The following is a 26,306-nucleotide window of genomic DNA, read 5'->3' as shown; positions in this document are numbered from 1 at the left end:
TGCGGGCCGTCATTTTTTGTTCCAGTTGCGGGTCATCGATACCCTTGCGGCATAGGGGTTCCGCCGGGTCAGCGACAAGAGCAAACCCATGCCGATCGACAGCGCGATCATCGACGAGCCGCCGTAGCTGATGAAGGGCAAGGTCATCCCCTTCGACGGGAAGAGCTGGGTGTTCACCGCCATGTTGATGATCGCCTGTCCGCCGAACTGCGCGATCAGGCCGGCGACCGCGAGGATCAGGAAGCTGTCCTCTTCGTCGAGCAGGCGAACGAGGACACGGACGATGATCGCGAGATAGAGGATCGCGATCGCCATGCACGCGATCATCCCGAACTCCTCGCCGATCACCGAGAAGATATAGTCGGTATGCGCCTCGGGCAGCTGGAATTTGGCGAGGCCCGCGCCGGGACCGGTGCCGATCAGCCCGCCGGCGGTGAGCGTCGCGTGCGCCTTGTCGACCTGGAAGCTGTCGCCCTCGGCAAACAGCCAGATGTTGATGCGCTGCTGCGCGACCGGATAGAAGAAATAGGCGAGGACGATACCGGCAAGGCCGCCCGCCGCGAGCATGCCCATGATCCGCATCGACAGGCCGGCGACAAGGACGAGGACGAGCCAGGTCGCGATGAAGATGATCGTCTGGCCAAGGTCGGGCTGGCCCATCAGCAGCATCGCGATGATACCTGTGAGCACGAAGCTGAGCGGCACGACGGGCAGGCTCTGGTCCTGCAGCCGCAGCGACAGCACCCATGCGAGCGCGACCGCGAAGAAGGGCTTGAGAAACTCCGACGGCTGGAGGCGGAACATGCCGCTGCCGAGCCAGCGCTGCGCGCCGTTCACTTCGGTGCCGATCAGCGGCACGAGGAAGAGCAGCCCCATGAAGGTGATGGTGCCGTAGATCGCGAAACGCCGTGCCTGCTGTTTGGGCAGCATCGACACCGCGAGCATCACCGGCACGCCGACGAGCACCCACATCAGCTGGCGATAGAAATAATAGAGCGGGTCGAGGCTGGCGGTCGAGGTCGAGAGCTTCTGCGCCGCGACCGGCGAGGCGGCGGTGACGGCAACGAGGCCGACCGCGATCAGCATCGACACGAGCAGCAGCAGCACGCGGTCGATTTCCCAGAACCACAGGCCGAGCGGGGTGCGGTCGGCGCGGCTGAGCCGCGGGCCGCGCCGCTTGCTGCTGCGCGTCGTGGCGATGATCGGCCGTTCGTTGGTCGCGTCCATATTGTCGAGCCCCCCGCTCATGCCCCGAATGCCTTGACGATGGCGCGAAAGCGGTCGCCGCGCTCCTCGAAACTCTTGAACTGGTCGAACGACGCGCAGGCCGGCGACAGCAGTATGATGTCGCCCGGCTCGGCGACCGCCGCCGCGCGCGCGACCGCGGTCGCGAGGTCGCCCGAACGGTCGACGGGAATCGCATCGCCGATCTCGGCCGCGAAACCGTCCATTGCCTCGCCGATCAGATAGGCACGCTTGACGTGTCCGAACCAGGGACGGCAGGCGGACAACCCGTCGCCCTTGGCCTGCCCGCCGGCGATCCAGTGCAGACGCTGGTCCGGCGCCGGCGGAAAGGCCGCCAGCGCCGGTGCAGCGGAAGCCGCGTTGGTCGCCTTGCTGTCATTGTACCAGCGGACGCCAGCGACTTCGCCGACCAGTTCCATGCGATGCGGCAACGCCTTGTAGGTGGCGAGGCCGGCTTCGATCTGTTCGTCGTTCAACCCGAGGACGCGGCACACCGCGATCGCGCAGACCGCGTTCTGCGCATTGTGCGGCCCCTGCAGCGCCGGCCAGCGCATCTGGTCGACGGGGTCGACATCCTTGCCCGAGACGCGAAACAGGCGGTGATTGATCCGCCCCGCGATGATCTTCGACGGGTCGTCGTCGACCGCGACGATCGCGACCTGATCGCGGTGCTGGAGCGAGAACAAGCGCGCCTTCGACGCGGCATAGCCCGCGAAACCGTCGTAGCGGTCGAGATGGTCGGGGGTGAGGTTGGTGAGCAGCGCGACATCGCAGGCGAGGCTGTGCGACAGGTCGATCTGGTAGCTCGACAGTTCGAGGACATAGACCCCGACGCCGTTTTCATTGGGGGCGAGCGGATCGCGGCTGAGGATCGGCAGGCCGATATTGCCGCCCATCAGCGTCGGGATGCCCGCGCTTTCGAGCATATGGGTGACCAGTGCGGTGACGGTCGACTTGCCGTTGGTGCCGGTGATGCCGACGACCTTGTGCGGCGGCAGCTCCGCGCGCGCTTCGGCGAACAGCTCGACATCGCCGATCACCGGGACATGCGCCTCGCGCGCGTGGGCGGCGATCGGGTGGCGGTTGAGCGGGACGCCGGGCGACACGACGACGCCCGCGAAACCGATCAGGTCGATCTCCAGCGGATTGCCGATGTCGGCGCCGAGCGCCATCGCCTCGTCGCGCGCTTCCTCACGGTCGTCCCACGCGGTGACGCCGGCACCGCTGGCGACGAGTGCCTCGACCGTCGCGAGCCCCGAGCGCGCCAGCCCCAGCACCGCGTAGCGGCGACCGGCAAAGGCGCGGCTGGTGATCACCGGAGCTTGAGCGTCGCAAGCCCTGCCAGCGCGAGAACGATCGACACGATCCAGAAACGGATCACGACGGTCGATTCGGGCCAGCCGAGCTGTTCGAAATGATGGTGGATCGGCGCCATGCGGAAGACGCGCTTGCCGGTGCGTTTGTACCAGGCGACCTGGATGATCACCGACAGTGCCTCGACGACGAACAAGCCGCCGATGATGACGAGCACCAGTTCATGCTGGGCGGTCACCGCGATCGTCGCGAGCGCGCCGCCCAATGCGAGGCTGCCGGTGTCGCCCATGAACACCGCCGCGGGGGGCGCGTTGAACCACAGGAAGGCGAGGCAGGCGCCGATGATCGCGGCGGCGAAGATCGCCAGTTCGCCCGCGCCGGGGACGTGCGGGATGCCGAGATATTCGGCGAATTTCACGTTGCCCGACAGATAGACGATGACGAGGAAGGCGAGGCTGGCGATGATCACGGGGAAGGTCGCGAGTCCGTCGAGCCCGTCGGTCAGGTTCACCGCATTGCCGAAGCCGACGATCATCACCATCGCGAAGAGATAATAAAAGGGCCCGAGTTCGAGCACGATGCCGCTGAAGAAGGGCAGATACAGGTCGGTACCGGTGCGCGACACGATCAGGAACACCGCGACCCCCGCGATGACGAATTCGATCAGCAGGCGGACGCGGCCGGGGATGCCGCGGTGGCTGGCCTTGGTGACCTTGTCGAGATCGTCGAGGAAGCCGACGACCGCGAAACCGCCGGTGACGAACAGGCAGGCCCAGACAAAACGGTTCGACAAATCCATCCAGAGCAGCGCCGAAATCATCAGCGAAATCAGGATCATCAGCCCGCCCATCGTCGGCGTGCCCTTTTTCGCGAGATGCGTCTGCGGTCCATCGTCGCGGATCGGCTGGCCCTTGCCCTGGCGCATGCGCAGCATCAGGATGAAGCGCGGGCCAATCCACAGGCCGATGATCAGCGCGGTCGCGACCGCGGCGCCCGAGCGGAAGCTCAGATAACGAATGAGGTTGAGGACCCCCGGAAAGCCAAGCCATTCCGCCAGCCAGTACAGCATCAATATTCCCCGTTGGTCAGCGCCGTCACCAGATGCGACAGGCCAACGCTGTTCGACCCCTTGACCAGCACGGCATCGCCGGCGCGGATCAAGTCTTTCAGCCGCTCTTTGGCGGCCCGATGGTCGGGCACATGCGCGAAATCGATACGCCCCTCAAGCGCTTTGGCGAGCGGCGCCATCTCTTCGCCGACGAGCAAGGCGAACTGCACGCCCGCTGCGACGAGCGGAGCGGCCAAACCGGCATGATAGGCCTCGCCGCCCGGGCCGAGTTCCTTCATCGCACCGAGAATCGCGACGCGGCGGTCGGCGGATTCGCTGCCGAGCTGGTCGATCGTGGCGACCATCGACGCGGGGTTGGCATTATAGCTTTCGTCGATCAGCAGGATGTGGCCGCCGCCGAGCGCCAGCCGGTGGCGCGCGCCGCGCCCGGCGAGTCCGGCCATCTCGGCAAAGGCGAGCCCCGCCGCGGGAAGGTCGCCACCGACGGCTTTCACCGCGGCGAGCACCGCGAGCGCGTTCGATACCCAATGCGCGCCGGCCTGCGCGATGTTGAAGCAGAGCAAGGCTTCCTGAACCTGCGCGGTGACGAGCGAACCGCCCTGCCCGTCGGGCAGCCAGTCGACCGCACGGACATCGGCGCCGGCGCCGAGCCCGAAGCTCACCACCTGCCCGGCGTGCTGCTCGGCCTTGGCGCGCAGCCGTGCATAATGCGGGCTGTCGAAGGGCACGATCGCGGTACCGCCGGGTTCGAGGCCTTCGAAAATTTCGCCCTTGGCGTCGGCGATCGCCGCTTCGCTGCCGAAAAATTCCATATGCGCCGGCGCGATGGTGGTGACGATGGCGACGTGCGGGCGCACCATCCGGGTCAGCGCGGCGAGTTCGCCGGCGTGGTTCATGCCCATTTCGAACACGCCATAATCGGCGGTCGAGGGCATGCGCGACAGGCTCAAGGGCACGCCGACATGGTTGTTGTAGCTTTTGACCGAGCGATGCGCCTTGCCCGGGCGGAAGCGGTCGAGCGCCGCGAACAGCGCCTCTTTGGTCCCCGTCTTGCCCGCCGAGCCGGTCACGCCGATGATCCGGCCATGGCAGCGCGCGCGCGACGCGATACCCAGCGCGTTCAGCGCGAGGGCGCTGTCGGCGACGCGGACATGCGGATGGTCGATGGCGGTTTCGCAGACGATCCCTGCCGCGCCCGCGGCGATCGCCTTATCGATGAAGTGATGGCCGTCGGTCGCCTCGCCCTTCATGGCGACGAACAGGTCGCCCTTCCCCACTTCGCGCGAGTCGAAGGCGACGCCGTGGACGGTGAAGTCGGCGCTGGCGGTGCCGCCGGTCGCAGCGGCGATGGCGCGCGCGGTCCACAGCGGGTTCATGCCGCCTCCTCGCGCGCGACGGTCACATCGTCGAAGGGAATGACGCGCATCGCGTCGCCCCGGCCGACGATCTGGCCCTGTTCATGCCCCTTGCCCGCGATGCAGACGATGTCGTCGGCGCGCGCCTCGGCGATCGCGGCGGCGATGGCGGCGCGGCGGTCGCCGATGACCTGCGCGCCCGGCGCGCCGGCGGCGATCGCGGCGCGGATCGTCGCGGCATCCTCGCCGCGCGGATTGTCGTCGGTGATGATCGCGATGTCGGCCTTCGCGGCGGCGACCCGGCCCATTTCGGGGCGCTTGTCCTTGTCGCGGTCGCCACCGGCACCGAAGACGAGGATCAGGCGGCCGGTCGCGTGCGGGCGAAGCGCGTCGAGCGCCGCCTCGATCGCGTCGGGGGTGTGGGCATAATCGACATAGACCGGCGCGCCCGTTTTGGTGATCGCGGCGCGTTCGAGGCGCCCGCGCACCGGCTGGAGCCGCGCGAGATTGCCGAGCGTCTGCGCGACATCGCCGCCGGTCGCGATAACGAGGCCCGCCGAAACCAGCGCATTGGCGACCTGATAGGCGCCGATCAGCGGCAGGGTGACTTTCTGCACCACCGGACCCGCCGCGATCATCAGCGATTGCCCGAGTTGGGTCGGCTCGCGCGAGACGAGACGCAGGTCCTCGCCATGCTGGCCGACGGTGAGGATGCGAACGCCGCGCTGTTTCGCTTCATATTCGGCGGCCGGCGACCACATGTCGTCGTTCCAGATAACGACCGTGCCGTTCGGGTCGACGACCTCGCGGAACAGCCGCATCTTCGCGGCCATGTAGCTGTCCATGTCGCCATGATAATCGAGATGATCGTGGCTGAGATTGGTGAAGGCGGCGGCCTTCACCGGCAGGCCCTCGGTCCGATACTGGTCGAGGCCGTGGCTCGATGCCTCGAACGCGGCGTGGGTCACCCCCTCGGCGGCAAGGCCCGCCATGTTCGACAGGAAGGTAACAATATCGGGGGTGGTCAGCCCGGTGACGACGCGGTCATCGCCGGCGGTGACGCCGAGCGTGCCGATCGACGCGGCGTGGAAGCCCGCCATGCGCCACAGCTGGCGGGTCATCTCGACGGTCGAGGTCTTGCCGTTGGTGCCGGTCACCGCGACGCAGGTCGCGGGAAATTTGTGGAAAAAGCGCGCGGCGATATGCGCGAAGGCGCGGCGCGGATTGGCGTCGGCGATATGGACCGCGCCCTCGACCCTCGCCTCGGGCCGCGCGACGATGGCTATCGCGCCCGCCTCGATCGCGGCGGCGATAAAATCCTCGCCGTTGAACTTTTCGCCGACGAAGGCGCCGAAGATCGTCCCCGGCGCAACCTTGCGATGGTCGATCGCGAGCCCGGTGACGACGGGGTCGGCGCCCGACAAAGCCTGATTTTCGATCAGCGCCGCGAGACGCATTACTCGGCTTCCCCGTTTCTCCAGAGCAGCGGGGTCAGTTCGGACACGTCGACGTCGCGGCTTTCGTCGGGGAAGACGCCGAGCATCGGACCCGCGCGCATCACGACTTTTTTGACCACCGGCGCCGCGGTCCAGCCCGCGGTGCGCTGGCCCGAACTATAGGCATTGCCCTTGGGCTGGTCGATCATCGCGATAACCACGTAACGCGGGTTATCCATCGGAAATGCCGCGGCAAAGGTCGCGACGACCGACGTCCGGTTATACCCGCCGATGCCGGGCTTTTCGGCACTTCCGGTTTTCCCGCCGACGCGGAAGCCGGGCGCCTCGGCCTGCTTGCCGGTGCCGTCGGACACGATCAGACGGAGCAACTGGCGCATCCGCGCGCTGGTCGACGCCTTGAAGACGCGGCGGCCCTGCGGCGGCGCCTTGTCGCCCAGCTTGAGCATCGTCGCCGGGCGGTAGATGCCGCCGTTGACCAGCGCGGCATAGGCGCTGGCGAGGTGCAGCGGGGTGACCGCGATCCCGTGACCATAGCCGGTCGTCATCGTGGTCAGCCGGCCCCAGTTTTTAGGCCACAGCGGAAATGCCCGTTCTTTCAGCTCGATGCCCGGCCGTTTGTCGAAATCGACGCTGCGGAACATCGCCTCCATCTTCTCGCGGCCCAGTTCGTCGGCGATCTGCGCGGTGACGATGTTCGAGCTGTGGATCAGCGTTTCGGGCACATTGTACCAGCGCCCCGCCGGATGGCTGTCGCGGATCCGGAAACCCGCGATCGCGAGCGGCTGGGTCGCATCGTAGCGCCGCGCCATGCTGGTCACCGTGCCGGCGTCGATCGCCGCCGCGACGGTCAGCGGCTTGAAGGTCGAACCCAGCTCATAGAGATTATAGGTCACGGCGTTGCGGCGCGTCGCGGGGTCGCTGCCGGTCAGCTTGTTCGGGTTGAAGGTCGGCAGCGACGACATCGCCAGCACTTCGCCGGTGTGGACGTCGAGGATGATCCCCGCGCCGCCGATCGCCTCGAGGTTCGTCACCGCGCTGCCGAGTTCGCTTTCGAGCACGCCCTGCACCCGCGCGTCGATCGACAGCGCGAGCGGCTGGCCGCGCGTCGCGGCGTCGGTCAGGCGCTTGTCATAGGCGCCCTCGATCCCGGTGACGCCCTGCCCCTCGGCGTTGATGAAACCCAGCGTGTGCGCCGCGAGGCTGAGCTGCGGATAGAGCCGCTCCTTCTCGCGCGGGAAATCGAAGCCGATCTCACCGATCGCGTTCACCGCCGCGACCTGGTCGGGCAGCGCGCGGCGGCGAATATAGGTGGCGCGCGGGCCAGTCAGCTTGGCGAGAAATTCCTCGCGCGGGGTGTCGGGGAAGATCTTGACCAGTTCGTCGGCCAGATAGGCACGGTTGTTGAGCAGCTTCGACGGCACGACGCGGATTGAATAGCCGTCGATGGTGCGCGCCAGCGGCACGCCGTTGCGGTCGACGATGTCGGCGCGCGCCGGAACGAAGGCCGCGGCGGTGCCGCGCTGCGGCGTCGTGTCGAACGCCGCGAAATAGAGCAGACGCAGCGACACGAAAAAGATCGCCGCCGTGAACAGCAGCATCAGGATCATCAGCCGCTGCTGTGCGGTGAGCAGCAGTTGCTGCCGCACCCCGGCGGTACGGACGCGTGTCGGACGGACGACCAGCGTGTTCATCGGCCCCTGGCTTCCCCTGCTTCGGCGGCGGCAGCCCGCTTGAGATCGGCGAGCGTCGATTCGGCGAGGAGCTGGTCCTCGATCATCTTCAATTGTTCGCGGCGGCGGGTCGGCGCCATGCGCGGCGGCGTGTCCGACTGGACCGCGGCAAGCTTGATCGCCGCCGGCTTCGGCGCCGCGGCTGGGGCGGCGGGGGCGTCCGGCGCCGTGGCGGCGGCGGGCTTGGCCTTTTCGGGCAGCGCGACCGGCGACACCATCGCCATCAGCACCGGCGCGACGTCATTGGCACCGCGCGCGCGCGGCAAGCGGCCGACCGAAGCAAGCTGGCGCTCGTTCGCGAGATACTGGCTCGCCGACGGCGCCGAATAGCCGAAGGTTTCGGCGTTCCATTGCTCGAGCTGGCGCATCGACGCGCGCACCGCGAGTTCGGATTCGAGGTAGCGGATATTGTCGCGGGTGCGATTGATCTGCTGGTTGATCTGCGCGAGTTCGCTGCGTGTCGCCGCGACCTTCAGCGACACCGGATAGAGCATCATCGCGAACACCAGCACGAGCAACACCAGCCCGATACCCTGCAATTTGCGCGCCGCCATCAGCATGAGATCGCCTCCTGTGTCGTCGAACCCGCGGACCATGCCGCCGCTTCGGTGCGCACCGCGCTGCGCAATGTCGCCGAACGGGCGCGGGGGTTGCGGGCTTCTTCATCCTTGCCCGGGCGCACCCGGCGCGCCGGGGGCAGGAAAGTTGCGGCCCGCGCCGGAGGGGCTAGCGCGGGCCGGTGGCGCGAACCGGCGGCATCGCCTCCGCTCCGTTCGCGCAGGAAATTCTTCACGATGCGGTCCTCGGTGCTGTGGAACGACACCACCGCGAGCCGGCCGCCGGGACGCAGCAGCCGCTCGGCGGCGTCGAGCCCGGCCTTGAGCTCGTCGAGTTCGCCGTTGATGTGGATGCGGATCGCCTGAAAACTGCGCGTCGCCGGGTCCTTGGGGGCCCCGGGCGGGTGGCGCAGCGCCTTGCGGATCACCGTCGCGAGTTCGCCGGTGCGGGTGAGCGGGCGCGCCGCGACGATCGCGCGTGCGACGCGGCGCGACTGGCGTTCGTCGCCATAATGGAACAGCACATCGGCGATCGCGCCTTCGTCGGCGCTGTTCAGCCAGTCGGCCGCGGTCTCGCCGTCCTGCGCCATCGTCATGTTCAGCGGGCCGTCGTTCTGGAACGAAAAGCCGCGTTCGGCGCGGTCGAGCTGCATCGATGAGACGCCGATGTCGAAGACGATGCCGTCGACGGCATCGATGCCGCGCTCGGCGAGCAGCCGGTCGATTTCGCCAAAGCGACCGTGGACCAGCGTCAGCCGGCCGGCGGCTTCGGCGACGAGTGCCTGGCCCTCCGCGATCGCATCGGGATCGCGGTCACAGGCGACGACCTGAGCGCCCGCCGCGAGCAGCGCGCGGGCATAGCCGCCGGCGCCGAAGGTGGCGTCGACATGGCATTCGCCGGGCGCGATCGCGAGCGCGGCGACAATCTCGTCGCGGAGCACGGGGTCATGGCGCGGATCCCTGAAGACATTGGGGGCAAGGTCGGTCATTTCCGCCCCCTCGCCTTGCTGGCTTCCCATGCGGCGGCGACGCGGCGCAGGCGCGGGTCGGCCTCTTCGCAGGCGGCGAGCAGCGGCAGCCACCAGATTTCGAAGCGGCGCCCCGCACCGACGAAGGCGCAGGCGCTGCCGTCGAACGCCAGCACGTCGGGATCGTAAGGATTGTCGCGGTGCGAGAAGGTCGGCAGGAAGCGACCGCTTTCGTCGAGCGTGTAGTTCTTCGTGAAGTCGAAGCGCTTCTTATATTCGGCGTCTTCGTCATAATCGCGGTCGCGGTCGCGCGCGATGTCGCGGTCGCGGGCGATTTCGTCGTTGAGGCGGTCGAACTGGTCCTGGCCATAAGCGACCAGACAGGGCAGCTTTTCGTGAAAGCCGACCCAAAGCACGCGCTGGCCATCCGCATTGAGGGGCACATTGTTGCGGAATTCGGAGGGGACGGCGATGCGTCCCTTGCCATCGATCGCGGCGAATTCGGTGCCGGAATAGCTGCCGGGCGTGATAACCGCCATCGATTTGCCCCCAGCCTAGCACCCCGGGCAAAACTTCCCCGACCCCGGAATCCAAAAATTCCGAATCCAGTGACTCAGGTGGAGATTGCCCCTCTCCGATTCCTGCCTACCAAGTCTCGGTCGGGGTGGAAAGGGGTAAATTAGGGCCTGACCGGGTCAATTCACCACATTTCTAGGGCAGATCGGGGCGAAAGGCGCGCAAATGAGCGGCAATGGCCCGCGACGCGCACGCCGCAGGCCGCTGTGGATAAGCATCAACGGACGGAAAAACGCCGGTTCCAGCGGTCAGCGGATCCAGATCGGCTCGAAATAGGCCCTGGAGGGGCCGCCCAGGGCGGAGACCAGCCATTTCATATTGTCGGACCGGCGGAGCCATAGCGCATCGGGGATCGGCGACTGCCACAGGCTTTCGTGGAGCAGGTCGGCGTCCCCGACGAGCCAGACGGTCGCCCGACCGATCGGACAGCGCGCGACGCGGCGGTCGCCCCAGGTCGCACAGCCGGCCGGCAGGCGCGTAAAGCGGCCCGCCGAATGGAGCCGGAGCTTCTGCCCCGCCGGGTCGAGGAAGACATCGACATCCCCCGCCCGCGCCGGATCGGGCGCGGCGAGCGTTATCCCCCAATGGTCGAGCAGCGGGGTGAGCAGGCTGGTCACCGGCGGATTGCGCGGATCGCCGAGCGGATAGGCGGGCGGCCAGGTCGACAGCGCATCGGCAAGGATGACGATGGTGCGCGGCTGCGCGGTGAGTGTGTCGAGCCGGACCAGTTCCTCTGGCGCAAGCGCGCGTGGATGAGCGACGAGCAAGGCATCTTCATCGCCGACATCCGCGAGACTATCGACGACACGAACGTCCAGCCTCCGGTATAATTCCGAAAGCGCCTGCGCCTCGGAAGGCCCCGCCTCCAGCATCGCCGCAAAATCGCCGCCCTGCCCGGCCCAGCGCAGCGGCAGGCCCGTTATCATGGCAACGGGCTGCGAAAGCGGCTTGGTCCATGTTGCATAGGCTGGGCCGATCAACGCCTGCCCGCCGACAAACCACAAAATGAGCGTGAGAAGCATTGCCGGCCAACGCAGCGCCGCATGCCAATTACCGGTGCGCCCGATGAGGATTGCCGCAATGCCGCATCCTACGCCACCACATAGCAAGGTAACGACGAGTTGGAGGCCACCCATTCGCTCCGCCAGTCCATAGTGCAGCGCCAACTGCGTCATGGCCAGGATCAGCAACGCCGCCGCAAAGGTCCGGGCGCGCGCCCGCAGGCTCTCGCCCCGGATGAGCCATGCAAGGAGCAGCGCGCCCGGCATGAGCAGAGGGATTGCCAGCGCCGCGTCGACCCTTCCGAGCAGCATCTGGCCACCGCATATCCAGGCCAGCGCCAGCGCCGGAAGGACATAGGCGGCGGACAGTCGGAGCGTCGGCGCCAGCCCGGCAAAACGCGCGCGCGTCACTGTGCCGATTTGTTCCGTGCGCGCTGCAGTTCGGGATCGGGTTCGAGGTCGGGAACCTTTGCCGTCGCGGGCGGCAAGGGCGCGGCCTTGGCCGCAGACGGGGCCGCCTTTGCAGCGTCGGCCGTCGGCGTCACCGGCTGGACGCCCAGTTCTTCGAGCGGGGCGCCGCTGCCCTTTTCGGGCGTGCCGGTCGCGGCGGGATCCGCGGTCACCGCATCGCTCGCGACCTGTTCGCGCGCCCGCTCCCCGATCAGCCCGGCGAGACCGACGAGCAGCAGCACCGCCATCACCCCGGCGATGCCGATCTGCAGCCGGCGCATCGAATCATTGGGACCCAGCGGTTCGGGCGATACGGGCGAGGGCCTGGGCTTTTTCATGTTCACGCCGCCAATCCTTTGCTCGCCAGCCACGCGGGGTTGTAGAGCGTCGAGAGATAGCGAAACCCGCTGTCGCACAGGATGGTTGCAATGCGCTTGCCGGGGCCGAGCTGGCGTGCCAGCGCCATCGCGCCCGCGACGTTGATCCCCGACGACAGGCCGAGGCACAGCCCTTCCTCGTCGAGCAGCTGGCGGACCACCGCCAGCCCTTCGGCATCCGAGATGCGGAATTGCGTGTCGATCGGCGCGCCGTCGAGATTGCCGGTGATGCGGTTCTGGCCGATCCCCTCGGCGACGCTCGATCCTTCGGGCTTGAGTTCGCCGCACTGGTAATAATTATAGAGTCCAGCACCATGCGGGTCGGTCAGCGCGATGGTGATTTTCTCGTCCTTGGCTTTCAGGCCGAGCCCGGTTCCCGCGATCGTGCCGCCGGTGCCCGCGGCACAGGTGAAACCGTCGATGCGGCCGTCCATCTGCTCCCAGATTTCCTCGGCGGTGCCGAAGATGTGCGACTTGCGGTTGGCGATATTGTCGAACTGGTTCGCCCAGATCGCATTGTCGGTTTCCTCGGCGATGCGGCGCGAGGTGTGGACGAAATGGCCCGGATTGGCGAAGGGCGCCGGCGGCACGAGCACCAATTCGGCGCCGAGCGCGCGGATGGTGTCCATCTTCTCGGCGCTCTGGTTGTCGGGCATGACGATGATCGTCCGGTACCCGAGCGCATTGGCGACGAGCGCGAGGCCGATGCCGGTGTTACCCGCTGTCCCCTCGACGATCGTGCCGCCGGGCTTCAGGCTGCCGTTCGCCTCGGCATCGCGGACGATATACAGCGCGGCGCGATCCTTCACCGATCCGCCGGGATTGGCATATTCGCATTTGCCCCAGATTTCGCAGCCAGTGGCGGCGCTGGGGCCTTTCAGAAGGACGAGCGGGGTGTTGCCGATCAGCTCGAGGCTGGTGTGCGCAATGGTCATGGCGCTTGATCTAGGGCGCCGCCCCGCGGCCCGCAAGACAGCTTCTTTTGGGAGGACGAAGACGGGGCTTTGCCGGGAGCAGCGGCGTCGGGGTGGGGAGCGGACGCTTATGCCACCGTCATCCCGGGCTTGACCCGGGACCCGCCTTTCTTCGTCGACCGTCGGATAAAAGAAAAGGCGGGCCCCGGATCAAGTCCGGGGTGACGACAGGGGCACGCCCGAAACCAGCCGCTCCCCACCGCCCTTCATCGACGGACGGCGCCGTGGTCCCGACGAACGGCGGGAACTGGCCCTTGCCTCTGTAACAATATATCATTACTGACGCCGCCACAGTCGCCAACGAAAACAGGATTTCCTCTCCATGCGCTTGCTTTGCTCCGCCGCTTCGACCCTCGCCCTGATGCTGACCGCGCCCGCCTTTGCGCAGGACACCGCACCGCAGACGGGCGACGACGATTATCACACCGACCAGCCGATCATCGTCACCGCGCCTTATGTGCGCAGCCTCGACATATTGGGCAATGTGTCGGTGATGGAAGGCGAAAAGCTGGCGCAGGATATTCGCGGCCAGATCGGCGACAGCCTGACCAGCCAGCCCGGCGTGTCGGCCAGCAGCTTCTCCCCCGGCGCCTCGCGTCCCGTGCTGCGCGGTTTTTCGGGTGAGCGCGTCAGCGTGCTCGTCGACGGCCTTGGCGCGATCGATGCCTCTTCGACCTCGGCCGACCATGGCGTCAGCATCGACCCGCTGACCGCCGAACGCATCGAGATCCTGCGCGGCCCGTCGGTCCTGCTGTTTTCGAGCCAGGCGATCGGCGGCGCAGTCAACGTCTTCGACCGCCGTATCCCGCGCGGCATTCCCGAAGCGCCCTTTCACGTCGACGCGCTCGCCAGCTATGGCAGCGCCGCCGACGACAAGAGCGTCGGCGCGTCGGTCGACGTCGCCCTGACCAAACAGCTCGTCTTCCACGTCGATGGCAATTATCGCGATTCAAACGATGTCCGCGCCGGCGGGCTGATCTATGCCGAGCCTTTACGCCAGCGCCTGCTCGGCCTTGCAGCCGATGCGACCGCCGACGGCGATGCCGATGAGGCCGCGCGCCTGACCGGCGCCGCGAACAGCCGCGGGCGCATCCCGAACAGCGCGAGCACCAGCACGAGCGCCGGGGTCGGCGCGGCCTATATCAACGACGGCGGCATGCTCGGCCTGTCGTTCGGCTATCTCGAAAGCGATTATGGCATCCCGCCGCGCGCCGACCTGGGCGAGGAACCGACGATCTCGTCGCGCCAGTACCGCGTCGACCTGCGCGGCGAGGTCGAACTGGGCGACGGCCTGTTCGAGAAACTGCGCGTGCGCGGCGCCTATGGCGATTACGCCCACACCGAATTCGACGACGGCGTCCCCGGCACGACCTTCCTCAACAAGGGCATCGAGTTCCGCACCGAACTGGCGCAGAACGACCGCGGCGGCTGGCGCGGCGCGAGCGGCTTGCAGTACAGCTTCCGCGACTTCGCGGCGATCGGCGACGAAGCCTTTCTGCCGCCCAACGAAACCACCCGCCTTGCCGCCTTCACGCTGCAGGAAAAGGAAATGGGTCCGCTGACGCTCGAGGGCGCGCTGCGGTTCGAAAAGAGCAATATCAAGGCGAGCAGCATCGGTTACGACCGGTCGTTCAACGCTTTTTCGGGTGCGGGCGGTTTCAGCTATGCCCTCGCCGACGGGATCAAGGCGAGCATCTCGGTCTCGCACAGCGAACGCGCGCCCTCGGCCGAGGAGCTGCTGTCCGACGGTCCGCACGCCGCGACCCAGACCTTCGAACGCGGCAATCCCGATTTCGACAAGGAAACGAGCTGGGGCGGCGAAGCGTCGCTGAAGTTCAACCGCGACGGCTATTCGGTCGCGCTCACCGGCTATGCGAGCTGGTTCGACGGCTTCATCTATGAAAGCGATACCGGGCTGATCGAGGACGATCTGCCGCTGTTCCAGTTCCTGCAGGACAAGGCGCGCACCTACGGCTTCGAGTTCGAAGCGGCGGCGCCGATCGCACAGATCGCCGGTTTCAACATCGTCGGCGACGTCACCGCCGACATGACGCGCGCCAAGATCAAGGGCGCCGGCGTCGACGGAAACGTCCCGCGCATCCCGCCGCTGCGCGTGCTCGGCGGGCTGGAAGCGCAGGGCGACCGGATCGACGCGCGCGCCGAGGTCGAATGGACCGACGACCAGAACCGCATCGCAACCTTCGAAACCCCGACCAAGGGCTTTACGCTGGTCAACGCGTCGCTGACCTGGCGTCCGCTGCCCGAAACGAAGAATCTGTCGCTGACGCTGGCGGCAAACAATATCTTCGACGTCGATGCGCGGCGTCACGCCAGTTTCACCAAGGATTATGTGCCGCTCGCCGGCCGCGATATCCGGATTACCGCCCGCGCGAGCTTCTAGATCCCTCTTCCGGAGGGTCGCCCGGGGAAGCCGGGTCCGGCACCGCCGCCGGACCCGGCTCATTGTCCCGTCAGAAGGGCAGCAGCTTGCGCTTGTTCCAGTAGATCGAGGTCGCCGCGGCGTATGCGCCGACCTTTTCCCACACCCCCGAATCGACCTTTTCGATGTCGACGCCGGTGTCGATATAGGCCTGGACGATCGACATGATCTGGTCATCGGTCATGTCGGCCGACAGGTCCGGATTCGTGCCGCTCGGACCGAAATCGAGCGCCTTGTCGACCGGCGCGTTCGACAGGCTGTTGCGCGCAAGGTCGCCGATCAGCCATTCGCGCGAAATCCGCGCGAGGCCGTAGTCGAAATAGTCGGCCTTGTTTGCATCGTCGATTCCGTGGCGAGCGACACAGGTGTCGGTGATCGTCGCCAATTGCTTGAACAGCGCGTCGCGCGACACATCGTCGCCGACGCCGGTCATCGCCGCCCCGATCGACGCCTTCAGCGTCGCATTGGCGTCCTTCGTCACACAGTCGAACTTGGCGCCTTCCTGCGCCATTGCGGCGCCAGGCATGGCGGTCCATGCCAGCAAGGCGCCCGCCATGATTCCCTTCAACATAGGATCGTCCCTTCCACCCGAATTTCCCTCGGCAATACAGTCGCCTAGGACAGCATGGCCATGCCGCCGTTAACATGCAACGTCTGGCCGGTGACATAGCCCGCCTCTTTCGAGGCCAGATAGACCACCGCCGCGGCGATGTCGCTGCCCTCGCCCATGCGCCCCGCCGGTATGCGGGTGTTGAGCGCGTCCTTCTGCGCGTCGGGCAGTTCGGCGGTCATCGCGGTGGCGATGAAGCCCGGTGCGACGCAATTCGCTGTGACCCCGCGGCTCGCCAGTTCCTGCGCCAGCGCCTTGGTCATGCCGGTGACGCCGGCCTTCGACGCCGCATAATTGGCCTGCCCCGGATTGCCGGTGGCGCCGACGACGCTGGTGATCGAGATGATGCGCCCGAAGCGCGCCTTCATCATCGGCTTGGCCGCCGCGCGCGCGAGGCGGAAATTCGCTTCGAGGTTGATGCGGATGACGTCCATCCATTCCTCGTCCTTCATCCGCATGATCAGATTGTCGCGCGTCACCCCGGCGTTGTTGACGAGGATGTCGAGCTTGCCGCCGAGCGCCTCGACCGCCGAAGGGACCAGCGCGTCGACCGCGGCGCTGTCGCCAAGGTTGCACGGCAGCGCGACATGGTCGCCGCCGAGGGTGTCTCGAAAGGCGTTCAGCTTGTCGGCATTGGACCCCGAAACCGCGAGCCGCGCGCCCTGCGCCGCCAGCGCCTGCGCAATGGCCGAACCGATGCCGCCGCTGGCGCCGGTAACGAGGGCGGTCATGCCGGTGAGATCGAACATCAATATCTATCCTTGCAATGGTCCGGTTTTTCCGGACGTCGGTGTATCAGTTTTTTCGCGCAGAGACGCAGAGGACGCAGAGTCTTTATGGTCGTTTACGAGGCGGCGAATTCCCTGCTTCAATGTCGGCTCGCCAAAATTGATCAGCAGGCCGACGGGCATATGCATCAACCGCAGATATGTGAGAACCTGTTTCGCGTGCACCGGATGCAGATTCTCGGTGGATTTGATTTCGACGACCAGCCGGTCGTCGATCACCAGATCGGCGCGCGCAACCTCGCGAAATTCGATCCCGTCGAAAACGACGTTGATCGGCCATTGCCGATCAACCTTGTATCCCATGGCGGCCAGGCGACCGGCAAGGAGCGTCTCATAGACACTTTCCAGAAGCCCCGGACCGATCTCGCTATGTAGCCGCATCGCGACGCCAATCACGTCATGCGATATCTGGTCGATATGGAGCGCCGCCTCGCCCATCCCCAGCCAACTCTCCGCGTCCTCTGCGCCTCTGCGCGCAAATCTTCTACCCCGACCCGCCGCCTTTCCTCGGAGTGAAGTCGATGCGCGCCGTTTCGCGTATCTTCCCGTCCTGCCAGCGGCCTTCGACCAGTTCATAGCCCATCAACGCGAAGATGCGACCGCCAAAAAACACCGGACGCGCGTTGCCGTACCAGTCGACGCATGAGGCGAGACAATGATCGTCGCCCTGCCCCGGGCGGGCGTCGAGCGTGCCCGCGAGCGACAGGTCGCGCGCCGCGCGGCGGAGGTAGAGGATCGACGCCGCGCTGCCGAGGAACTTCGTCCCGTCGTCGCCGCCGCGCATCACCGGCAGGCCGAGCAGCCCGTCGTCGCCGTTGCCGTCCGGATCGGGGCGATAGAAAAAGGCGTGGCTGCGATTCTCGCCCTCCGCCGCGGCCGGGAAGGCGTAGCGGCTGGCGAGCCGCGGCGTGCCGTCGAGCGCCACCGTCGTGAAGGTCAGCGCGCCGTCGCCGCCCGAGCCGACGATGATCGCGTCGCGGCCCATGATGTCGATCCGCCCGACCTGATGACCCGGATCGAGCGGGACGACCTCGCCGCCCTTCACCGGGACGGCATAGAGCGCGGCCTGCCCGCCGCCTTCCTTGCGCAGGTCGCGACGTATCTGGCCGCCAGCATAGAGCAACCAGTCGCCGACGAAGCGGTTCTGCCGCTCCCACCCCTCGACGCCGGGCAGCACGCGGAAATCGGCGGGCTTTACCTTGGCCCCGCCGTCGCCAAAGCGCGATGCCGCAAGGTGGAGCAGCGCCATGTCGCCCTTGTCATTCGCCTCGGCCTGCCACATCGCATCGCCGCCGCCCTCGTCCATCGTCAACACGTTGAGCGCGCCGTCGCTTTCTTCGCGGAAGGAGAATTGGTCGAGCGGCATACCGGCGACCTCGACCGCCTGCGGTGCGCCGCCGCCCAGCGGGATGCGATAGAGCATGGCGCGGTTGTCCGCCGGATCGCTGCTCCATTCGGACCCCATGCCGGCCCAGACATAGACGGCGTTCTGCGAGACATAGAAGCTGCGTGACCAGCTGCCGAGCACGTTGGTCGCATCGCAATCCATATCGTCGCTGCCGAGGTCGCAGATCATCACGCTGTGCAGCACATCGCCGGCGAGCCTGTCGTCGGCCCATGCCGGCTGCGGCATATAGATGTCGCGCGCGCCGGTGAACGGCTTGAAGGCGCCGACCTTGCCCTTCTGCCACGTCGCAAGCGCCGGCAGGCTGTCGGCGATGCCCTCATAGGTCGGCAGCGGCGCATAGAAGATCAGCCTGTCGCCGATCAGCCGCGAGGCATAGTTGCGCGACGAATAATAATCGCCCGAACGCAGATAATGGGTGTCGCGCCATTTAAGCTTGCCGTCGGCGGAGAGGTGGAAGCGGTTCACCTCGGTCCCGCTGCGCGCATAGCTGTAACCGAGCACGACGACGGTATCGTCGCTAACCAGCATCTCGTCATACCAGGTGCCGTCGGCATCGCTTTTGCCCGGAAAGACATCGACCGCGGCGATCGGTCGCATGCCCCCGCCCGAGGCGTCGATCGTGAACAGCCGCCCGCGCCGCAGCACGATCAGCAAATCGCCCTGTTTCTTGACGATGCCACCTTCGTCGACCCCGGCGGTCTGGACATTGGTGATGCCTTCGCCCGGCGCCGCCTTTGCCGCGGGTTCTTCGGGGGCGACGGCGACCGAGGGTAGCGGAACCGATTCGAGCACGGGGGCCGCCGCGGCGTCAGCGGCGGCCGGTTCGGCAACATCGAGCCGCTGGACCGCGTTTCGTTTCGCGAGGAACGCCTTCAACTCGGCCTCGCTGGCAAAGGCTCGCATGGCGCTGCCATCGCCCTCGCTCGCCGCACAGGACGCCAGCAACGCCGCGCCGATTGCCGCAACCAGCGCGCGCGATCGCGGGATTCGTAGTTGGATTAGACCGTTCATCACCCTCTCCCTTGGCTTGAACCATGGGAGTAATGATACATTATCTCTTTAGTTGAGAAAAGCGATATTCGCTCAAAGCGTTTTGAGCAGCGCCTCGATATCGTCCATCGAGATCACGCTCGTCACCTCGACCTCGCCCGACGCGCTGCGCTTGACCATCGGGCCCAGCACCTTGCCGCCGAATTCGACGAACTGGCCGACCCCGATAGCCTCCATCGCGCCGACGCTTTCGCGCCAGCGGACGCGGCCGGTGACCTGCTGGACGAGCAGGTCGCGGATCGTATCGGCGTCACCCACCGGGCTGGCGGTGACGTTGGCGACCACCGGAACGAGCGGCGCGGCGGGCGGATTGGCGCCGAGCGCCTCGGCCATCGCGTCGGCGGCGGGCTGCATCAGCGGGCAGTGGAAGGGCGCCGACACGGGAAGCAGCACGCCGCGCTTGATGCCATAATCCTTGACCAGCGCGACCGCGCGCTCGACCGCGCCCTTGTGGCCCGAGATCACGACCTGCGACGGGTCGTTGTCGTTGGCGACGGTGCAGATTTCGCCCTCGGCGGCGGCGTCGGCGAGCTTCTGCGCGGTGTCGATGTCGGCGCCGAGCAGCGCCGCCATCGCGCCGATGCCGACGGGCACCGCCGCCTGCATCGCCTGCCCGCGCGTCTTGAGCAGCCGCGCGGTGGTCGCGAGGTCGAAGGCGCCGGCGGCGCAGAGCGCGCTATATTCGCCGAGGCTGTGGCCCGCGACATAATCGGCCTTGGCCGACAGCGTCACGCCGCCTTCCTTTTCGAGCACCCGCAGCGTCGCGATCGCGTTCGCCATGATCGCAGGCTGGGCGTTTTCGGTGAGGGTCAGCTGGTCCTCGGGGCCTTCGGTCATCAGCTGGAACAGTTTCTGACCGAGCGCGTCGTCGACCTCCTGAAACACCTCGCGCGCCACCGGCGACGCGTCGGACAAGGCCTTGCCCATGCCGACCGCCTGGCTGCCCTGACCCGGAAAGATGAATGCGCGCATGACCCTGTCCTTATATCGTCGCCCCCGCGCAGGCGGGGACCGTTAGCGTTTGAACTCTAGCGGCCCCCGCCTTCGCGGGGGCGACGCAATAGGGTCAGGCGCCTATTCCCTCACCCCGCGCGATGCAAGCCGAAGGGGACGACCTTGTTGCCCGCATCATGGCCGATATCGGCGCGGCCAAGATACGGAATGTCGCAGCGCGCACACCAGTGGCGCGCGATCTCCTCGGCGTCGGCGCCGAACGGACGGTCGTTTTCGGGCACATCGCTGACGCGGCCGAGCCGCAGCCCGGCCAGCCCGCGCGGGCCGAGATAGCTGGCGACATGGAAGAAGGCGCGATCGAAGGCGTAGAGATATTCGCTCACCTCCTCGACCAGCAATATATGACCACCAAGATCGGGTTCGAGCGGGGTGCCGAGCAGCATCGACAGCGTCATCAGGTTGAACGCCGCGTGGCGCGCGCCATGCTGAAGCCCCGGCTCGCACACCGCAGGATCGCGCGCGACGAGCCAGTCGAGCGCACGCAGCACCGCGGCATCGCCATCCGCGCGGCGGATATCGGCGACCATAGGCCCGTGCGCGACATGGTCGAAGCCGTCGCGATAGAGCGCGCCGAGCAGATTGCCCTGGTCCGAATAGCCGAGATACGCCTTGCCGCGCGCGACATCGGTCATCGCCGCAACCGCGTCCTCGGCGATCCGGCAGGCACCATAACCGCCGCGCGCGAACCAGATCGCGTCGATGTCGGGACGGTTCGCCATCTCGACCAGCGCCGCGAAGCGATGCCCGTCCTCACCCGCGAAATGGCCATGCACCGCGAAACATTGCGGGTCGAAGACGAGTTCGACGTCGGGATAGCCGAGGCTCGCCAGCGCGCGCACCGCCTCGGCGTCGTCGGGCAATATGGGGGTGCTGGGGGCGACGATCCCGATGCGCATAGCGTTCGCCTCCCCTTCCCTTGCCAAGCCCTCGCCAACGCCATAACGCCGCGCCATGGCGGAAAACAAATCCTATTTCTTTTGCGGCATCGGCGGGTCGGGCATGTTGCCGCTGGCGATGATCGTGGCGGCGCGCGGCGCGCAGGTTTCGGGCTCGGATCGCAGCCGCGACCAGGGGCGTTCGCCCGATAAATTCGCGTGGATCGAGGGCCAGGGCATCGCGCTGGTCCCGCAGGACGGCAGCGGCGTCGCCGCCGGCCAGACCCTCGTCGCCTCGGCGGCGGTCGAGGACAGCGTTCCCGACATCGCCGCCGCCAACAAGCTGGGCCTTCCGCGCATGACGCGCGCCGATCTCAACGCGGCGCTGTTCAACGAAGCGGCGCAAGCTGTCGGCGTCGGCGGGACCAGCGGCAAGTCGACCGTCACCGGGATGATCGGCTGGATCCTCGCGCGTGTCGGACGCCAGCCGACCGTGATGAACGGCGCGGTGATGCGCAATTTCGCCAGCGACGAAACACCCTTCGCCAGCGCGCTGGTCGGCGATGCGGCCACTTATGTGAGCGAGGTCGACGAGAGCGACGGATCGATCGCGCTCTACCGCCCCGACGTAGCGGTGGTCACCAACATCAGCCTCGACCATAAGAGCCTCGACGAGTTGCACCGGCTGTTCGGCGATTTCGCCGCCAAGGCGCGGATCGCGGTGGTCAATGTCGACGACCCCGAATCGCGCCCGCTGATGAGCGGCGAGAATGTCATGCGCTTCGGCTTCAGCCCGCTCGCCGGGATGCGCGGCAGCGATTTCGAGGCACTGCCCGACGGGTGCCGTTTCACCGCGCACTTCAACGTCACGCAGTGCGAGGTGCGGCTGCGGATGCCGGGGCGCCACAATGCGTCCAATGCGCTGGCAGCGATGGCGGCGGCGCGCGCGCTGGGCATTTCGATCCGGGAGTCGGCAGCCGCGCTCGCCGATTTCACCGGCCTTGCCCGGCGCTATGAGGTGCTGGGGCAAGCCGGCGGCGTCACTATGATCGACGATTTCGCGCATAATCCCGACAAGGTCGCCGCGACCCTCGCGGCGGTAGCCGAACTGCCGGGCCGCGCGCTGCTCTTCTTCCAGCCGCACGGCTATGGCCCGCTGCGCCAGATGGGCAAGGAACTCGCCGCCAGTTTCGCGTCCGGCATGCGCGACGGCGACAAATTGTTCGTCTGCGATCCCGTCTATTTCGGCGGCACCGTCGACCGCAGCATCGGCAGCGAGGCGCTCGTCGCCGACATCGTCGCCGGCGGCGGCGATGCGGTCCACCTGACGACGCGCGCCAATTGCGGCGCGGCGATGCTCGATGAGGCGAAAGCGGGCGACCGCATCCTCATCCTCGGCGCGCGCGACGATACGCTGACCGAGTTCGGGCGCGAGTTGCTGGCGAAGCTCGCATAGTTCCTTCTCCCCTTGAGGGAGAAGGATACGAAGCCTTGCGCCGAAGGCGCCAGGCGCAGTTGGATGAGGGGTTGCGCGCCAGAGGCGCGCGCGGCCCTGCGGACCGCAACCCCTCACCCAGCTTCACTAACCGCCAAGGCGGTAAGTCTTCGCAACCCTCTCCCTCAAGGGGAGAGGGGCGGCATGCTTGATTCCCTCGCGCAAATCTGTATAGGCGCGGCCATCGGGGCGAGGCTTTGAGCCATCGCCCCGTTTGCTTTGCCATGATTCGCAAAGCAGGACGACAGCCGGAGGGGGTTCGCGATTGGCGCGGAACCAGCGATCGGCCAAATCGAAGGAAGCGCACCATGCCGTTCTACGAGCATGTTTTTATCGCGCGTCAGGACCTGAGCCAGGCTCAGGTCGACGCGCTGGCGGAAACCGTCACCAACGTCATCGGCGAATTTAAGGGCGAGGTCCACAAGACCGAAACCTGGGGCCTGAAGCAGCTCGCCTACAAGATCCAGAAGAACCGCAAGGGTCATTATGTGATGTTGTCGGCCGAAGTGTCGGGCGAAGCCGTTGCCGAGATCGAGCGTCAGGCTGCGATCAACGAAGATATCATTCGCTGGATGACCATCAAGGTCGACGAACTCGAAAAGGGTCCCTCGGTCATGATGCGCAAGCAGGAACGTCGGGGCGGCCGTGGCGGCCGTGACCGCGACGGCGAAGAATAAGGAACAAAGACATGGCACGACCCTTTTTCCGCCGCCGCAAGACCTGCCCCTTCACCGCGAAGGACGCACCGGTCATCGATTACAAGGACGTCCGCCTGCTCCAGGGTTACCTGTCGGAGCGTGGCAAGATCGTCCCGTCGCGGATCACCGCGGTGTCCACCAAGAAGCAGCGTGAGCTGGCGAAGGCGATCAAGCGCTCGCGCCACATCGGCCTGCTCCCCTATATCGTTAAGTAAGGAGGGCTGGTCCGATGGAAATCATCCTGCTCGAACGTATCGAAAAGCTTGGCGGTATCGGCGATGTCGTCACCGTCAAGAACGGCTTTGCCCGCAATTACCTGTTGCCCAACAACAAGGCGCTGCGCGCGAACGACACCAACCGCAAGCTGTTCGAAGCCAACCGCGGCAAGATCGAGGCTGACAACGCCGAACGTCGTGGCGAGGCCGAAGGCCGCGCCAAGGATTTCGACGGCAAGCAGATCGTCCTGATCCGCCAGGCGTCGAACACCGGCCAGCTCTATGGTTCGGTTTCGGTGCGCGACATCGTCGATGCGCTGGCCGAAGACGGCATCACCGGCATCGGCAAGTCGATGGTCGAACTCGAACGCCCGATCAAGGCGCTCGGCCTGGTCGACGTCAAGGTCAAGCTGCACCCCGAGGTCGTCGTGACCGTCGGCGTCAACGTCGCGCGCTCGCCCGACGAAGCCGAAATGCAGAAGCAGGGCATCGACGTCATCGCCGCGATGTTCGAGGAAGAACAGGCCGAGGCTGCTGCCACGGCGCTGGAACCCGACAGCGAAGACGAGTTCGAAGAAGGCACGCCGCCTTCGGAAACCGCCGTCGAAGCGGTTGCGGACGACGCCGAAGAAGCCTGAGCTTTTTCAGCCAAAGCCATTTGAGAGGGCCGCGTTTCCGAAAGGGAACGCGGCCCTTTCTGTTTGGGGGTGATGGGTTGCGGGCGAACGCCGCGTTTGCGTAATCCGCATCGTCATCCCGGGCTTGACCCGGGACCCGCCTCCCTTCTTTCGCCGTCGGACCAAAGGCAAGGCAGGCCCCGGGTCAAGCCCGGGGTGACGATGAAATAGGTGCCCGCTCCCCACCCCAAAGCCGACGCACCCACCCGCCGATCCCCGCTGGCCAATCCCCGTCGCCTTTCCTATGGCCGCAACTGATGGCCGACGATCCCTTCCAGCGCCGCTTCGCCGGTGACGCGAGCCTGTTGCCGCATATGGCGGACCTCGCGAACGACCGCGTCCTGATCGCGCTGCTGACCGAGGCCGATTATCGCGCCACGAGCTTCCTCGACCAGCGGCTGCTCACCGACCGGATCGGGCGCGAGTGGATGGCGTGGGATGCGCTGCCCGACCTTGGCCCGGCGGCACCGCGCCCGCACCATATCTTCCACATCGGCCATGTCGGCTCGACCCTGGTCTCGCGGCTGCTCGCCGAGACGGGCGACGTCCTGCCGCTGCGTGAGCCGATGCTGCTGCGCACGCTGGCGCAGGTCGCCGAGCGCATCGATCGGCCGGAGTCGGTCTGGTCGCCCGATCTGTATCGCCAGCGGCTGGCGCAGGTGTCGGGCTGGCTCGGCCGCGGTTTCGCCGCCGGACAGGTCGCGATGGTCAAGGCGTCGAGCGTCATCACCGCGATCGCCGACGACCTGACCGGCGCCGAGGGCCGCGCGCTGTTTCTCTACGCCCCGCTCGCGCGCTACATCGAAACCATTCTGGCGGGCGAGGCGTCGCTTGCCGAAACACTGGCGCAGGCGCCCGCCCGCATGGCGCGCCTCGCGGTGTTGTTTCCCGACTTTCCGCACCGGCTCTGGCAATTGCCCCCGGTCACCCGCGTCGCGATGAGCTGGCTTTGTGAAATGGCGACCGCAGCCCGCACCCTGCCCGCCGCCGATCCACGCCACCTGTGGGTCGATTTCGAGGCGATGCTCGCCGACCCCGCGACCAGCCTGACCGCACAGGCACGGCATTTCGGCCTCGCGCTCGACGCGGCGCGGATCGAGGCCGCGCTCGCGGGGCCGATCATGCGCCAATATTCGAAGGCGCCCGAGCATGGCTACAGCCCCGACCTGCGGCGGCAATTGCAGGCGCAGGCCGCCGCCGAGCACGCTCCGGCGATCGCCGAGGCCATCGCCTGGGTTGAAGCGCTCGCCGCACGCGATAAGACAGTCGGCGACCTGCCGATCCACGGCCGATAGGAACGACGATGTTCAAGCTTGTCCAGTTGCTCGACGATGCGGAAGTGCGCGCGCTGCGCGACATCGCCGCGGCCGGCCAGTTCGTCGACGGCAAGATCAGCAACCCGCATTCGACGATCAAGAACAACCTCCAGCTCCACGATGCGCAGGCCTATGAACGCTCGTCGAAGATCCTGCTCGACGCGATGGTGCGCAATCCCGATTTCATGGAGTTCAGCTTTCCCGCGCGGATCGCGCCACCGCTGCTGACGCGCTACAAGCCGGGCATGCATTACGGGCTGCACCCCGATGCCGCCTATATCCCGCTGCCCGATGGCCAGCTGCGCACCGACGTCAGCTGCACGGTGTTCCTGGGCGATCCCGCCGATTATGACGGCGGCGCGCTGCACGTGCAGCTCGGCAACGCCGACCTGCGCTTCAAGGAAGCTCCGGGCGTCGCGATCGTCTATCCCTCGCACACGCTGCACGAGGTCGAGCCGGTGACCCGCGGCGAACGGCTGGTCGCGATCACCTTCATCCAGAGCCTGATCCCCGACGTCGCGCACCGCAATCTGATGTACGAACTCAACGAGGTCGCGGCGCTCGAGGGCGGCAAGATGGATCCCGAAAATTATACGCGGCTGCAGGCGGTGCAATATCAGCTGCTGCGGATGTGGCGGCGCTAGGGC

The 26,306-nt window shown here is 66.8% G+C and carries 25 protein-coding genes; 7 read left to right on the top strand and 18 right to left on the bottom strand.

Features of this window, described 5'->3' with window-relative positions; genetic code table 11:
- Window positions 1–9: 9 nt before the first annotated feature.
- The 12 genes from AC3WS4_RS09855 to AC3WS4_RS09800 all read right to left on the bottom strand — a co-directional run bounded on the left by AC3WS4_RS09855 (window position 10) and on the right by AC3WS4_RS09800 (window position 13,034).
- Window positions 10–1,248, bottom strand: a complete 1,239-nt coding sequence (locus AC3WS4_RS09855) for an FtsW/RodA/SpoVE family cell cycle protein (RefSeq protein WP_492739074.1) — start codon at window positions 1,246–1,248, stop codon at window positions 10–12.
- Complete coding sequence (gene murD, locus AC3WS4_RS09850; RefSeq protein WP_492739075.1) at window positions 1,245–2,561, bottom strand: UDP-N-acetylmuramoyl-L-alanine--D-glutamate ligase; 1,317 nt, start codon at window positions 2,559–2,561, stop codon at window positions 1,245–1,247. Before murD ends, AC3WS4_RS09855 begins: the two co-directional genes overlap by 4 nt.
- Window positions 2,558–3,628, bottom strand: a complete 1,071-nt coding sequence (gene mraY, locus AC3WS4_RS09845; RefSeq protein ID WP_492739076.1) for a phospho-N-acetylmuramoyl-pentapeptide-transferase — start codon at window positions 3,626–3,628, stop codon at window positions 2,558–2,560. The genes murD and mraY overlap by 4 nt, the downstream gene beginning before the upstream one ends.
- Window positions 3,628–5,004 carry a UDP-N-acetylmuramoyl-tripeptide--D-alanyl-D-alanine ligase gene (locus AC3WS4_RS09840; protein WP_492739077.1) on the bottom strand — a complete coding sequence of 459 codons (1,377 nt, stop codon included), beginning with the start codon at window positions 5,002–5,004 and terminating at the stop codon, window positions 3,628–3,630. Before AC3WS4_RS09840 ends, mraY begins: the two co-directional genes overlap by 1 nt.
- Complete coding sequence (locus AC3WS4_RS09835; protein ID WP_492739078.1) at window positions 5,001–6,440, bottom strand: UDP-N-acetylmuramoyl-L-alanyl-D-glutamate--2,6-diaminopimelate ligase; 1,440 nt, start codon at window positions 6,438–6,440, stop codon at window positions 5,001–5,003. The genes AC3WS4_RS09840 and AC3WS4_RS09835 overlap by 4 nt, the downstream gene beginning before the upstream one ends.
- Window positions 6,440–8,131: a peptidoglycan D,D-transpeptidase FtsI family protein gene (locus tag AC3WS4_RS09830; RefSeq protein ID WP_492739079.1), complete on the bottom strand. Its 1,692-nt coding sequence runs from the start codon at window positions 8,129–8,131 to the stop codon at window positions 6,440–6,442. The genes AC3WS4_RS09835 and AC3WS4_RS09830 overlap by 1 nt, the downstream gene beginning before the upstream one ends.
- The gene (locus AC3WS4_RS09825) at window positions 8,128–8,730 is read right to left on the bottom strand and encodes a hypothetical protein (RefSeq protein ID WP_492739080.1); all 603 of its coding nucleotides are present in this window, start codon (window positions 8,728–8,730) and stop codon (window positions 8,128–8,130) included. Before AC3WS4_RS09825 ends, AC3WS4_RS09830 begins: the two co-directional genes overlap by 4 nt.
- Window positions 8,724–9,716, bottom strand: a complete 993-nt coding sequence (rsmH, locus tag AC3WS4_RS09820; RefSeq protein ID WP_492739081.1) for a 16S rRNA (cytosine(1402)-N(4))-methyltransferase RsmH — start codon at window positions 9,714–9,716, stop codon at window positions 8,724–8,726. Before rsmH ends, AC3WS4_RS09825 begins: the two co-directional genes overlap by 7 nt.
- Window positions 9,713–10,234 (bottom strand): division/cell wall cluster transcriptional repressor MraZ, encoded by a 522-nt coding sequence (locus tag AC3WS4_RS09815; protein WP_492739082.1) that lies wholly within the window; start codon window positions 10,232–10,234, stop codon window positions 9,713–9,715. The genes rsmH and AC3WS4_RS09815 overlap by 4 nt, the downstream gene beginning before the upstream one ends.
- A gap of 285 nt (window positions 10,235–10,519) precedes the next feature.
- Entirely contained in the window at window positions 10,520–11,683 is a 1,164-nt protein-coding gene (locus AC3WS4_RS09810) for a motility-associated ABC transporter substrate-binding family protein (RefSeq protein ID WP_492739083.1), read from the bottom strand.
- Window positions 11,680–12,060 carry a hypothetical protein gene (locus AC3WS4_RS09805; RefSeq protein WP_492739184.1) on the bottom strand — a complete coding sequence of 127 codons (381 nt, stop codon included), beginning with the start codon at window positions 12,058–12,060 and terminating at the stop codon, window positions 11,680–11,682. Before AC3WS4_RS09805 ends, AC3WS4_RS09810 begins: the two co-directional genes overlap by 4 nt.
- A gap of 2 nt (window positions 12,061–12,062) precedes the next feature.
- A complete protein-coding gene (locus AC3WS4_RS09800) occupies window positions 12,063–13,034 on the bottom strand; it encodes a cysteine synthase A (RefSeq protein ID WP_492739084.1) in 972 nt (323 codons plus the stop codon).
- Between the two features lie 400 nt (window positions 13,035–13,434).
- Here AC3WS4_RS09800 and AC3WS4_RS09795 point away from each other — a divergent pair, with 400 nt between their 5' ends.
- Complete coding sequence (locus AC3WS4_RS09795) at window positions 13,435–15,474, top strand: TonB-dependent receptor (RefSeq protein WP_492742758.1); 2,040 nt, start codon at window positions 13,435–13,437, stop codon at window positions 15,472–15,474.
- A gap of 70 nt (window positions 15,475–15,544) precedes the next feature.
- Here AC3WS4_RS09795 and AC3WS4_RS09790 read toward each other — a convergent pair whose 3' ends face one another.
- The 6 genes from AC3WS4_RS09790 to AC3WS4_RS09765 all read right to left on the bottom strand — a co-directional run bounded on the left by AC3WS4_RS09790 (window position 15,545) and on the right by AC3WS4_RS09765 (window position 21,279).
- Window positions 15,545–16,084 (bottom strand): hypothetical protein, encoded by a 540-nt coding sequence (locus AC3WS4_RS09790; RefSeq protein ID WP_492739086.1) that lies wholly within the window; start codon window positions 16,082–16,084, stop codon window positions 15,545–15,547.
- A 44-nt stretch (window positions 16,085–16,128) separates the two neighbouring features.
- On the bottom strand, window positions 16,129–16,872 hold the full coding sequence (fabG, locus tag AC3WS4_RS09785) for a 3-oxoacyl-[acyl-carrier-protein] reductase (RefSeq protein WP_187138950.1): 744 nt from the start codon (window positions 16,870–16,872) through the stop codon (window positions 16,129–16,131).
- Between the two features lie 6 nt (window positions 16,873–16,878).
- Window positions 16,879–17,349, bottom strand: a complete 471-nt coding sequence (locus tag AC3WS4_RS09780; RefSeq protein ID WP_492739087.1) for a GxxExxY protein — start codon at window positions 17,347–17,349, stop codon at window positions 16,879–16,881.
- A gap of 46 nt (window positions 17,350–17,395) precedes the next feature.
- Window positions 17,396–19,330: a beta-propeller domain-containing protein gene (locus tag AC3WS4_RS09775; RefSeq protein ID WP_492739088.1), complete on the bottom strand. Its 1,935-nt coding sequence runs from the start codon at window positions 19,328–19,330 to the stop codon at window positions 17,396–17,398.
- A gap of 72 nt (window positions 19,331–19,402) precedes the next feature.
- Window positions 19,403–20,341, bottom strand: coding sequence for an ACP S-malonyltransferase (gene fabD, locus AC3WS4_RS09770; RefSeq protein WP_492739089.1), 939 nt, complete (start codon window positions 20,339–20,341; stop codon window positions 19,403–19,405).
- Window positions 20,342–20,451: 110 nt separating this feature from the next.
- The gene (locus AC3WS4_RS09765) at window positions 20,452–21,279 is read right to left on the bottom strand and encodes an LD-carboxypeptidase (RefSeq protein WP_492739090.1); all 828 of its coding nucleotides are present in this window, start codon (window positions 21,277–21,279) and stop codon (window positions 20,452–20,454) included.
- Between the two features lie 55 nt (window positions 21,280–21,334).
- On the opposite strand from AC3WS4_RS09765, the gene AC3WS4_RS09760 reads away from it, so the two are divergent.
- The 6 genes from AC3WS4_RS09760 (at window position 21,335) to AC3WS4_RS09735 (ending at window position 26,303) form a co-directional block, all read left to right on the top strand.
- Window positions 21,335–22,714 carry a Mur ligase family protein gene (locus AC3WS4_RS09760; RefSeq protein ID WP_492739091.1) on the top strand — a complete coding sequence of 460 codons (1,380 nt, stop codon included), beginning with the start codon at window positions 21,335–21,337 and terminating at the stop codon, window positions 22,712–22,714.
- A 347-nt stretch (window positions 22,715–23,061) separates the two neighbouring features.
- A complete protein-coding gene (gene rpsF / locus AC3WS4_RS09755) occupies window positions 23,062–23,430 on the top strand; it encodes a 30S ribosomal protein S6 (RefSeq protein WP_431593325.1) in 369 nt (122 codons plus the stop codon).
- An 11-nt stretch (window positions 23,431–23,441) separates the two neighbouring features.
- Window positions 23,442–23,666: a 30S ribosomal protein S18 gene (rpsR, locus tag AC3WS4_RS09750; protein WP_056346852.1), complete on the top strand. Its 225-nt coding sequence runs from the start codon at window positions 23,442–23,444 to the stop codon at window positions 23,664–23,666.
- A gap of 14 nt (window positions 23,667–23,680) precedes the next feature.
- The gene (gene rplI / locus AC3WS4_RS09745; protein ID WP_056346850.1) at window positions 23,681–24,304 is read left to right on the top strand and encodes a 50S ribosomal protein L9; all 624 of its coding nucleotides are present in this window, start codon (window positions 23,681–23,683) and stop codon (window positions 24,302–24,304) included.
- A gap of 296 nt (window positions 24,305–24,600) precedes the next feature.
- Entirely contained in the window at window positions 24,601–25,638 is a 1,038-nt protein-coding gene (locus tag AC3WS4_RS09740) for a hypothetical protein (RefSeq protein WP_492739092.1), read from the top strand.
- Between the two features lie 8 nt (window positions 25,639–25,646).
- Window positions 25,647–26,303, top strand: a complete 657-nt coding sequence (locus tag AC3WS4_RS09735) for a Fe2+-dependent dioxygenase (protein ID WP_187140328.1) — start codon at window positions 25,647–25,649, stop codon at window positions 26,301–26,303.
- The last annotated feature ends 3 nt before the right edge of the window (window positions 26,304–26,306 follow it).

The organism is Sphingopyxis sp. EU05-FHT14B03 (assembly GCF_058790875.1).
Note: the sequence above shows the minus strand (reverse complement) of the source record. Positions and strands in the feature narration are given on the sequence as shown.